This window comes from Halochromatium sp. (assembly GCF_054919635.1).
Genome location: NZ_JBUDPI010000101.1, coordinates 1 through 10578, shown reverse-complemented (window position 1 = coordinate 10578; position 10578 = coordinate 1). Strand labels below are relative to the sequence as shown.

Genomic DNA, 10578 nt, shown 5'->3' with positions numbered 1-10578 from the left:
ACCAGAATCACCTGATCGAGCTTTTCGGCCTGGAGCATCGCATCGACGGCCATATCGAGGTCGGCATTGGCCTTCATCGAAATATTGCCGGCCTCATCCGTGTACCGGCGCACGTATTTCACGGTGATCTTCCAGCCGAAGTCGCGCACCATCTGCTGGTAGCCACGACTCTTCTTGGCGTATTCGGGATCGTCTCGCGCGCGCTCGGAATCGTAAGAGATATAGGTATTGAGACGTTGCAGAATGCCATTCTCACGCGCTGCGAAACGTCGCAGCACATCGTAGCGCATTTGATAACCGCCATTGTAACGGACATTCTCGGCGTCGACGTAGACGCCAACTCGCTGGCATAAAGACAAAGAGGTGGTCCTCGTGGGGGCTGAGCGCCCACCTGGAGTCCGTTCGGGATGGGGAGCGTTAGAGCTTAACTGGGGCTAACAGTGGACGAGTGGCCGGTAACGGCGTCATGCGCCGTCACCGGGCAGCGTTGTTGCTATTGATTGGCTCGATTATCGATCAGTTCCTCGACCACGGCAGGGTCGGCGAGGGTTGAGGTATCGCCGAGGGTGCTGATCTCGTTGGCGGCGATCTTGCGCAGGATGCGACGCATGATCTTGCCGGAGCGGGTCTTTGGCAGGCCCGGCGCCCACTGAATGATATCGACCGTAGCGATGGGGCCGATCTCGGTGCGCACCAGCTTAACCAGCTCCTTCTTCAGCTCGTCGGTCGGCTCGACGCCGGCCATGGTCGTGACATAGGCATAGATGCCCTGGCCCTTGATGTCGTGCGGATAGCCTACCACCGCGGCCTCGGCGACAGCGTCGTGCAGAACCAACGCCGATTCGATCTCGGCGGTGCCGAGGCGGTGACCGGAGACGTTGAGCACATCGTCGATGCGGCCGGTGATCCAATAGTAGCCGTCAGCATCGCGCTTGGCGCCATCGCCGGAGAAGTAATAGCCCGGATACTGCTTGAAGTAGGTGTCGATGAAGCGCTGATGGTCGCCATAGACGGTGCGCATCTGTCCCGGCCACGGCCGGGTGATCACCAGTGCGCCTTCGGCCTCGCCGTCGAGCAGGGTGCCGGTGCCGGCATCCACCAACGCCGGAACCACGCCAAAGAACGGCTTGGTGGCCGAGCCGGGCTTGGTTGGCGTCGCGCCCGGCAGCGGCGTGATCAGATGGCCGCCGGTCTCGGTCTGCCACCAGGTATCGACGATCGGGCAGCGTCCATCGCCGACGACGTTGTGATACCACTCCCAGGCCTCAGGATTGATCGGCTCGCCGACGGTGCCAAGGATGCGCAGGCTCTTGCGCGAGGTCTTCTTGACCGGCTCTTCGCCAGCGCGCATCAGCGCTCGAATCGCGGTCGGTGCCGTGTAGAAGGTGGCGACATTGTGCTTGTCGACCACCTGCCAGAAGCGCGACATGTCCGGATAGTTCGGGATGCCCTCGAACATCAGCGAGATGGCGCCATTGGCCAGCGGGCCATAGACGATATAGGTGTGGCCGGTGACCCAGCCGACATCGGCGGTGCACCAATAGACCTCGCCCTCGCGGTAGTCGAAGGTGTACTTGTGCGTCATCGCGGCGTAGACCAGATAGCCGCCCGTGGTGTGCAACACGCCCTTTGGCTTACCGGTCGAGCCTGAGGTGTAGAGGATGAAGAGCGGGTCCTCGGCGTCCATCGGCTCCGGCTCGCACTCGGCGGAGGCATCGGCCATGGCCTCGTGGTACCAGAGATCGCGGTCATCGCTCCAAGCCACCTCGCCGCCGGTGCGGCGCACGACGATGCAGGTATCGACGCTGGGGCATTCCTCGAGTGCCTTATCGGCATTCTTCTTTAGTGCCACGCTGCGCCCACCACGCACGCCCTCGTCAGCGATGATCAACAGCCGGCATTCGGAGTCTTGGATTCGATCGCGTAGCGAGTCAGGGGAGAAGCCGCCAAAGACGATTGAATGCACAGCGCCGATGCGCGTGCAAGCGAGCATCGCGACCGCGGCTTCGGGGATCATCGGCATGTAGATGCAGACGCGATCGCCCTTGGTCACGCCGCGCGATTTCATCACGTTGGCGAGCTTGCAGACCTCGGCATGCAGCTCGCGGTAGGTGACCTTACGATCTTCCTCGGGGTTGTCGCCCTCCCAGATGATCGCAACCTGATCCCCACGGGTGGCCAGGTGACGGTCCAAGCAATTCTGCGACACATTCAGCTTACCGCCCTCGAACCAGCGGATATGGACCTCGTCGGGGCCATAGCTGTAATCCATGACCTTGTTCCACTTCTCGAGCCAGGTCACATGCTTTTCCGCATGCTCTGCCCAGAAGCCCTCAGGATCATCGACCGAGCGCTGGTACATACTGCGATAGGTTTCTTCATCGATCAGCGCCTCGGCAGCGATCTCGGCGGGGACGGGGTAGATCTTAGAATCCGACATGGTGTTGAGTCCTCCTCGGAGCGTCTCTGCGGTGAGAAATGCGGGGTCCGTTCCGCTCGTTGGGTGTGGAATGTGTAGCGAATACAGAACCGGTGGAGTCTAAACCCTGAATCGCAGCGCTGCCATATCAGCGGTCAGTGCGCTCAGCCCAGGCGACGGTGTAATGGGCACCCTGCTTGAGCTTGTCGTAGCTGCCGAAGACCTCTTGCAGATTGCGCTTGATGAAGGCGCGCAGCCCGCTAATGGTGACCAGATAGAGCTGACCACCCGGGCGCAGATGCCGATGGGCATCGTGTAGGAGGAGCGCGAGCAGTTCCTTGCCAACCTTAGCTGGTACATTGCTCGCGATGAGATCAAAACGCGCTGCTGACGGTATCTGATCGAAGCCGTTGCTCAGCAGGCTGCTGGCATTCTGCAAGCCGTTCAGAGCGGCGTTGCGCTGGGCAAAGTCGACGGCGACAAAGTCTTTGTCGACCATCAGCGTCTGGCCCTGCGGAGCCAACGCCGCGAGGGTGAGTCCGATCGGCCCATAGCCGCAGCCGAGATCAAGGCAGTCGGCGTCCGGCTCGACCTTGATGTGCTGCAGCAGAAGACGCGTGCCCTCGTCGATCTCCCGCGGCGAGAAAAGCCCCCAGGTCGATTCGAACCGCAACGGCTGTCCGCGCAGGTCGGCCTGGATCTGGATCGGTTCGCGCAGCGCCGCGAGTTGGTCTGGTGCAAGCATCTGGCAGACTGTCCATCGAACAAAAACGCCTAGTCTACAGGGCTATGCCTTACCTGGATTGGCTAGACTAGAGGGTTATGCGTACAGACCTCAGGGGATTCGATGTCTGATCTTGGCGGCCAGCTCCAGATCCGGCTTGAGACGTGCAGCGGCGCTGTCGTCATCGGCTCGAGTCGGCCTTTGACCGCTGCGCGCGTCTTTTCCGGCAAATCGCCCGCTGAGGTGGTGCGCCAGCTACCAACGCTCTTCAGCCTGTGCGGTACCGCGCAGGCGGCGGCCTGTGTCAGCGCCTGTGAGAAGGCCGTCGGTTGTCGGCCGAGTGCAGGGGTCTTGGCGCGCCGTCAGGCTCTGGTGCAAGCAGAGAGCATCAAGGAGCATCTGTGGCGGCTGCTGTTGGACTGGCCGCGCATGCTCGAGCCGTTGCTCGCGCGCGAGGGGGTCGCCGAGCCGCGTCGACTTGGGCATCCCTCTGCGGTGCCACCGACCATGCTTCCACCGATGGCCAGGGCGATGCCGCAGGTCATGCGCGCCTTCAACCGCCTGCACCAGGCCCAGCGTGCAGTGGGTGATCCGTTCGCGCTTGATCCCGCCGAGGCCGAGTCAGGCGCCCGTGCATCGCTCGACCTGGGCGTCTTGCCAGCCTTGGCTGTCGAGCAGGCGTTGGATATGCGGGCCGCTGAGTGGGTCGCGCGAATCGATTCGGTCTCTGTGTTCCAACGCTGGGCGCAAGAGGGCAAAACCCCGGCTGCCGCTCTTGTCCGAGCGTTACTGTCGCGGCGGCTTGCTGCCTCTGGCGCCAATCAGGTTGCGAGGTTGCCATCGGTATCCGCGGGCGCTTACCTCGAGCTAGAGCGAGGTTCAGGCAGGGTGACTGCGAGCAACGCAAGAGCGCATGGCGAGGGTATTGGCGGCTCAGAAGACCGTGACATGCTCGATCAGCAGCGATCCGAGGTCCTGCTCGAACAGCTTGGGGAGCGCCTGGCAGCAGCCGATGCCGAGGCCTTTATTGCCGCGCCGCGCTGGCGGCAACAGTGCGCCGAGACCGGGCCATTGGCTCGGGTTGCTGGGCATCCACTGGTTTTGGGCTTGCTCGACGAGTACGGCAACGGCTTGTTGACAAGGCTGGCGGCGCTGCTCCTGGACTTGGCACTGAGCGCGAGCCGGCTAGAGGCTCTAGCCGCCTCCACGCCTATAGCCCCTGGCGAGGTGAGTCCGTCATTCGCTACTTGTCAGATTGATGACAACGATGTCCCAAGTGGAGCTGACACAGATGTCCAGATGCATCCTTGCGTGGGCATCGGCTCTGCGGACGCGGCTCGCGGTTTGCTCCTGCATCGCGTGGTCCTTGTTGACGGGCGCGTCGAGCAGTATCAGATCCTGGCGCCAACGGAGTGGAATTTTCACCCGGAAGGTGTCGTTGCTCAGGGGCTCGCTGCAATCGCTCGCAGCGGCGCTGTCGGTCCGGAGCTGGAGCACCTGGCTCGGCTCTACATCACTGCGGTTGACCCCTGTGTCGAGTATCGACTTTCGGTATCCTGAACATCATGGCTGTCGGCTCTGTCAAAGATGCTGGCAGCATCACTTAGCTTCCTCGGAGCATCGCTTATGTGTCTTGCTATACCCGCTCAGATCCTCGAGGTCGATCCGGTTGCAGATACCGCTACCGTCTCGTTAGCCGGCGTCCGTCGACCCGTGTCTCTGGCGCTGATCGAGGAGGCGGAGGTGGGTGACTTTGTGCTGGTCCACGTTGGCTACGCACTCAATAAGATCAGCGCCGAGGAGGCTGAGCGTACCCTGGCGATGATGCGTGAGATTGGCGAGCTCACCGAGCAGGCGGATGAGCTCTCGACAGCGCAAGCGGAGATCAATCGATGAGATATATCGACGAGTTTCGTGACGGCGAGCTGGCCCGGGGATTGGCTAGGACGATCGCTGATGAGGCTGATCCATCTCGAGTCTATCGCCTGATGGAGTTCTGTGGCGGTCACACCCATGCCATCTATCGCTATGGTGTTCAGGACCTGATGCCAGCGAATCTGCGCTTCGTGCATGGCCCCGGCTGCCCCGTCTGCGTGCTGCCAATGGCGCGGATCGATCAGGCGATCGCCATGGCTGTGGAGCATGGGGTGACGCTCTGCACCTACGGCGATCTGATTCGGGTCCCGGCAAGCGAGCGCAACAGCCTGCTCAAGGCCAAGGCGGCGGGCGCCGACATTCGGATGATCTATTCGACACAGGATGCGTTGACCATTGCGCGTAATGCGCCAGAACAGCAAGTCGTGCTGTTTGCGATCGGCTTTGAGACCACCACCCCACCAACCGCGGTGGCGATCAAGTCCGCTCGAGCAGAGGGGCTCGAGAATTTTTCGGTGTTCTGTAATCATGTCCTAACCCCGCCTGCACTCAGCACCATTCTGGCATCTCAGCCAGCGGCTGCCGATCTGATCCCCGCTGAACATGCCGAGCCTCATCGCGACAGGGATGCCAGATTGGGAGACGGCGGCGACGCCGGTGTTCAGCTCGACGGTATCCTCGGACCTTCTCACGTCAGTACAGTGATCGGCAGCCGGCCCTATGAGTACGTTCCGGAAACCTTTGCAAAGCCCGTGGTGATCGCCGGTTTCGAGCCTCTGGACGTGATGCAGAGTACGCTGATGCTGATCCGTCAGATCAACAGCGGTCGGGCGCAGGTGGAGAACCAGTACACCCGTGCCGTGACCCGCGACGGTAATCGCAAGGCTCAGGCCTTGATGGCCGAGGTCTTTAGCCCTCGCGAGACCTTTGAGTGGCGTGGGCTAGGGCACCTGGCTGCGAGTGCTCTACGCATCGCCGACGCCTATGCTGATCTCGATGCCGAGCAGCGGTTTCCGGTTGCCCCTAGCAGTGGCCGAGAGATCAAGGGCTGCGAATGCCCGAGTGTGCTGCGCGGCCTGATGGAGCCAACCGATTGCAAGCTCTTCGGCGCCGTCTGCACACCAGAGAATCCAATGGGGGCCTGCATGGTGTCCTCAGAGGGGGCCTGTGCAGCCTACTGGAGTTACGGACGCTTTCGGCGGCCAGCCGAGCCATCAGCGGCTATGACCGCGGATGCTGCCTGATGGCCGCTGACAACCTCTCCGCTCCACGGCAGCCGGGCTCTGCGCGCCGCTTCGTCGGCCGGCTCGACATCAAGCAGGGCGCTGTGGATATGAGCCACGGTAGTGGTGGCCGTGCGATGGCGCAGCTGATCGATGAGCTGTTTCGTGCTCACCTGGATAACGCGCTTCTGGCGCAAGGCAATGATCAGGCGGTGTTCGAGCCGCCCCCCGGGCGGCTGGTCACCAGCACGGACGGCCATGTGATCTCGCCGCTATTCTTTCCCGGCGGCGATATTGGCGCGCTGGCGGTGCATGGCACCGTCAATGATGTTGCGATGGCGGGTGCCCGACCACTCTACCTGACCGCGAGCTTCATCCTGGAGGAGGGACTGCCGCTGGCGGATCTGGAGCGCATCGTTGCGAGCATGGGGGCGGCGGCGCGTGCCGCTGGCGTACAGGTCGTCGCCGGCGATACCAAGGTGGTCGAGCGTGGCAAGGGCGATGGCTGCTTCATCTCGACCACCGGTATCGGCGTGGTCCCTGCGGGCATCCAGATCTCGGGTGATCTGGCCGAGCCGGGTGATGCCATCCTAGTCAGTGGCAGCATCGGCGACCACGGCGTTGCGATCCTATCGAAACGCGAGAACCTCGGCTTCGAGACCGAGATTGCGTCCGACACCCAGGCCCTGAATGATCTGGTGGCAGTGATGATCAAGGCCGTGCCGGGTATCCACTGTCTGCGCGACCCAACCCGCGGCGGACTCGCGACGACGCTCAACGAGCTCGCCTTACAATCGCAGATCGGCATGAAGGTCCAAGAGCGATTGATCCCTGTCCGCGCCGAGGTCAGTGCGGCCTGCGAGCTGCTTGGGCTCGATCCGCTCTATGTCGCCAATGAGGGGAAGCTGATTACGATCTGTCCCGGGGATCAGGCGCAGACGCTGCTCGCCGCGATGCGGGCGCACCCAAAAGGTCGCGACGCTGCGATTATCGGTCAGGTAATCGAGGACCCGCACCATTTTGTAGAGATGGAAACCGCCTTTGGCGGCAAGCGGATCATCGACTGGCTGGCTGGCGAGCAGCTGCCACGCATCTGTTGAAGCCGATTGACCGGGTCCACTCGCTAGCAGCCGCTTGGTGACAGTGGATCTTGCGATTTCGATCTGCGGTGCTGCATCAGACCCTAAGGCCGAAAACACGACAAAGCTGCTCCAGCGCATCAGAGCTTTGCTCAAGCTCGACGATGCCCTGGTCTTGCTCCGGAGCACTGAGCTTCAAGACCTCAAACGCTGGTATCTCGCTCGGTGGCGGGCACTCGAGGCCTCGCTGTTGTGCTGTCGCCCAACGCGCAACCAAGACGATGCTGGCGTAGTCAGGTGCTGCTGCCCGGTAGGTCCAGTTGTTGCTGTTCTCGGCAACGCTGATCAGGTCAGGGCCCAGGCCCCAATAATTGATGACCGGAACGCCAACAATGCTGCTCAGCTTCGCCAGTATCCCGCTGATCTGTAGCGACTCAGCGTATTCCGGTCGCTTGTCGATGAACCGAATGATCGGAACTGCGCCGATGTTGGCGGTCAAGCCGGCGAGGAGCGCGCGCTCCGGATTCAATAGACCGAGCTCATGTGACAGCAAATGGCTGTAAACGGAGCAATGAGCGCTTTCTGTCCAGACCGCCAGCATGGCCTCGCGGCTTGCTGGTCGGCGTGCCTTGAAGACCTGATGGAGAGCGAGGTTTGTTGCCAGCTTGCGGGTGTTGTCGAAGCCCATGCGGATGACTGCATCGCGCACCGATGAGTTCGGCTTGGCTGCGCGAAAGATTGGGCTATTGCTCCGGTGCAGCAGTGTGCCAGCGATCGTGCCGTCGCTTTGAATCAGTTTGGTCAGCTCCTCAATACCGGCTTCCGGATCGCGGGTGAGCTGCTGAATCTGCAAGGCCACTTCTGGTCGCGCCGGCAGCTCAAGTTGATTGGTGCCGATCAGTTGGTAGATCTCGGAGAGGAAATCGCTTTCGACACCATCGAGCTCGATGTCGCTGACCTCGAGAACGGAGCTCTCAACATCGGCTAGGACATCGTCTGGAAAGCGCAGCAGGAGGCAGCTGGTCCCCGCGACGACCCGATCCTCTTCGCGCCGCCCGCCAGCAAAAAGCTCGATCGGCTCGCTCTGCCCGAGACTGGCGCTGACCTGGAATTCGAGCCTGTCGTATTGGCAGCGTATATCACCATCAACGAGGAACAGCCTGCGCCCCGGATCTCGCGGCGACGTATCCGCCAATTCGGCTCCACGCGCGTCAGCTGTGCTTGCTGACGCAGCCGATCGAGCTGTGACTCGGACAGGTTGCTTGCCGCCAGCATCTGTGCAGGCAGGCCTCCAATCTCGGGGTGTTTCTGCATCAATGAGCTCCAAGCAATCCTGGTCTGCGATGATAGCTAGCAACCGCTAAGCTTTGCGAGCTGAGGCCATATACCTGGGACGCCGTCCCAGCATCCATCTGTCGTCCTGTCTCTTGTGCTCAGCGCAATGAGCTCAGCTGGCGAATCAGATTCATGGTGGCTGTGAAGAAGTCATCGCTAGGATGTGCCTTGCAATGGCTGAGCGTACGTCGCATCAATGTCTCGATGCCAGAGCCGCTGAGCACGTCTTCGTCAACGGCGAGGTTCAGCCCAGAGACAAAGCCGGCCACCCAGTCTTGATAACGCTGGTACTCGGCTGGACTGCCGGACTCGGCTGCAGCGCTGGCTTGCTCATAGTCGCTGCAGCTGCGTACGCCATACCCCCAGAGCGTTGGGTTCAAGGCAAGCGCCGCTGGACTGCCGCCCGCGATGAATAGCGCCAACAGCAAGCGCGCCGGCTGCTGCCCGATCAGCCGGCCTAAACGATTCAGAACTGCTAAGCTTTGCGATTTTGCGCCTGCTTCCGTGGTGTTTTTCTGAGGTCGAATTGTTCGATGCGCTTGTTGATGATCTCGGACGTCTACTTTCCCCGTGTCAACGGGGTCTCGACCTCCATCCAGACGGTGGGTCGCGAGCTCGTCGGCAAGGGCCATCAGGTCACCCTGCTCACCCCGAGCTATGGCGAGGCCGCCACCGACGACCCCTTTGAGGTGATTCGTATCCCCTCGCGCTACCTGCCGTTCGACCCCGAGGACCGGATCATGCGCTGGGGCCTGCTGCCGGCGCATCGAGCCGCGTTGCGCGCGCAGCGCTTCGACCTGGTTCACATCCACACCCCCTTTGTTGCCCACTATGCCGGGCTCGCCCTGGCACGTTGGCTCGCGTTGCCCGTGGTCGAAAGCTACCACACCTTCTTCGAGCAATACCTCGACAAGTACATCCCCTTGGTGCCCAGCGCCTGGCTGCGCTACGCCGCGCGGCGCTTCTCGGCTGCCCAATGCAACGACGTCGACGCCCTGGCTGTGCCCTCCCAAGTCATGCTCGACGTGCTCACCCGCTACGGCATCCAGACCCCGGCCGACGTCGTCCCGACCGGCATCGATCTCGAACAATTCAGCCAAGGCGACGGCGCGCGCTTTCGCCGGCGTTGGGGTATCGCCCCCGAGCGCCCGCTGCTGGTGCACGTCGGGCGGCTCGCGTTTGAGAAGAACTGCGACTTCCTGCTGCGCATGCTGGTGCAGGTCAAGGCCGAGATCCCCGACATCCTGCTGGTCATCGCCGGCGACGGCCCCGCGCTCAAGCGCCTGCAGCGGCTCCGAGACCGACTTGGGCTGCAGCAGCAGGTGCTGTTCACCGGCTACCTTGCGCGCGACGGCTCGCTTGAAGACTGCTACAGCGCCGGGGCCGGCTTCGTCTTCTCCTCTCAGACCGAGACCCAAGGGCTGGTGCTGCTCGAATCCATGGCACTTGGCACCCCGGTGGTGGCGCTCGCCGAGATGGGCACCCGCGAGGTCTTGCGCGACGGTGAAGGCTGCCTGATTGCCGAGCCTGAAGAAACACACTTTGCCCAGCAATGCCTGCGCCTGCTGCGAGAGCCCGCGCTGCGCGCACAGCTCTCCGCACGGGCGCGTACCTATGCCCGCAGCTGGTCGGCGCCGGTGCTCACCGAGCGGTTGCTCGGATTCTATGCGCGTACCTTGCTTGAGGCTGAGGCTGCAAAGCAGCCAGCGGGCTGTGAGCAAGGCCCTGTGGCTGAGGAGGCTCCAGGATGTGATGCCCCAGAATGTGATGCCCTGAAATAATCGGCGCGCTCTAGTGATGCACGGTCGCCAGTCCTGGGTTGGGGATCATACGGGCTGATTAACGGTCCGAGCTGCTATGCTTTAAGGTTTTGCGCCTGCTTCCGTGGTGTTTTTCTGAGGTCGAATTGTTCGATGCGCTTGT

At 62.2% G+C, this 10578-nt stretch carries 10 protein-coding genes; 5 read left to right on the top strand and 5 right to left on the bottom strand.

Features of this window, described 5'->3' with window-relative positions:
* The 3 genes from ACY693_RS08260 to ACY693_RS08250 form a co-directional block, all read right to left on the bottom strand.
* On the bottom strand, positions 1-359 hold a 359-nt coding region (locus tag ACY693_RS08260; protein ID WP_462321352.1), incomplete at its 3' end, for an NYN domain-containing protein.
* Positions 360-493: 134 nt separating this feature from the next.
* Positions 494-2440, bottom strand: coding sequence for an acetate--CoA ligase (gene acs, locus ACY693_RS08255; protein WP_462321351.1), 1947 nt, complete (start codon positions 2438-2440; stop codon positions 494-496).
* A 127-nt stretch (positions 2441-2567) separates the two neighbouring features.
* Positions 2568-3164 (bottom strand): class I SAM-dependent methyltransferase, encoded by a 597-nt coding sequence (locus ACY693_RS08250; RefSeq protein ID WP_462321350.1) that lies wholly within the window; start codon positions 3162-3164, stop codon positions 2568-2570.
* A 102-nt stretch (positions 3165-3266) separates the two neighbouring features.
* On the opposite strand from ACY693_RS08250, the gene ACY693_RS08245 reads away from it, so the two are divergent.
* From ACY693_RS08245 to hypE, 4 genes are all read left to right on the top strand, one after another.
* Positions 3267-4703, top strand: a complete 1437-nt coding sequence (locus ACY693_RS08245) for a nickel-dependent hydrogenase large subunit (protein WP_462321349.1) — start codon at positions 3267-3269, stop codon at positions 4701-4703.
* A gap of 66 nt (positions 4704-4769) precedes the next feature.
* Positions 4770-5039: a HypC/HybG/HupF family hydrogenase formation chaperone gene (locus ACY693_RS08240; protein WP_462321348.1), complete on the top strand. Its 270-nt coding sequence runs from the start codon at positions 4770-4772 to the stop codon at positions 5037-5039.
* Complete coding sequence (gene hypD, locus ACY693_RS08235) at positions 5036-6262, top strand: hydrogenase formation protein HypD (protein WP_462321347.1); 1227 nt, start codon at positions 5036-5038, stop codon at positions 6260-6262. The genes ACY693_RS08240 and hypD overlap by 4 nt, the downstream gene beginning before the upstream one ends.
* On the top strand, positions 6262-7341 hold the full coding sequence (hypE, locus tag ACY693_RS08230; RefSeq protein ID WP_462321346.1) for a hydrogenase expression/formation protein HypE: 1080 nt from the start codon (positions 6262-6264) through the stop codon (positions 7339-7341). Before hypD ends, hypE begins: the two co-directional genes overlap by 1 nt.
* A 76-nt stretch (positions 7342-7417) precedes the next feature.
* Here the strand turns inward: hypE and ACY693_RS08225 are convergent, their stop codons facing one another.
* Together ACY693_RS08225 and ACY693_RS08220 are read right to left on the bottom strand one after the other, a co-directional pair.
* A complete protein-coding gene (locus tag ACY693_RS08225) occupies positions 7418-8515 on the bottom strand; it encodes an HDOD domain-containing protein (RefSeq protein ID WP_462321345.1) in 1098 nt (365 codons plus the stop codon).
* Positions 8516-8753: 238 nt separating this feature from the next.
* Positions 8754-9083, bottom strand: a complete 330-nt coding sequence (locus tag ACY693_RS08220; RefSeq protein ID WP_462321344.1) for a hypothetical protein — start codon at positions 9081-9083, stop codon at positions 8754-8756.
* A gap of 105 nt (positions 9084-9188) precedes the next feature.
* Here ACY693_RS08220 and ACY693_RS08215 point away from each other — a divergent pair, with 105 nt between their 5' ends.
* The gene (locus ACY693_RS08215; RefSeq protein WP_462321343.1) at positions 9189-10436 is read left to right on the top strand and encodes a glycosyltransferase; all 1248 of its coding nucleotides are present in this window, start codon (positions 9189-9191) and stop codon (positions 10434-10436) included.
* The last annotated feature ends 142 nt before the right edge of the window (positions 10437-10578 follow it).

Coding starts and splice junctions, on each gene's coding strand:
- acs (WP_462321351.1), bottom strand. CDS start 2,440: ATGTCGGATTCTAAGATCTACCCCGTCCCCGCCGAGATCGCTGCCGAG.
- ACY693_RS08250 (WP_462321350.1), bottom strand. CDS start 3,164: ATGCTTGCACCAGACCAACTCGCGGCGCTGCGCGAACCGATCCAGATC.
- ACY693_RS08245 (WP_462321349.1), top strand. CDS start 3,267: ATGTCTGATCTTGGCGGCCAGCTCCAGATCCGGCTTGAGACGTGCAGC.
- ACY693_RS08240 (WP_462321348.1), top strand. CDS start 4,770: ATGTGTCTTGCTATACCCGCTCAGATCCTCGAGGTCGATCCGGTTGCA.
- hypD (WP_462321347.1), top strand. CDS start 5,036: ATGAGATATATCGACGAGTTTCGTGACGGCGAGCTGGCCCGGGGATTG.
- hypE (WP_462321346.1), top strand. CDS start 6,262: ATGGCCGCTGACAACCTCTCCGCTCCACGGCAGCCGGGCTCTGCGCGC.
- ACY693_RS08215 (WP_462321343.1), top strand. CDS start 9,189: ATGCGCTTGTTGATGATCTCGGACGTCTACTTTCCCCGTGTCAACGGG.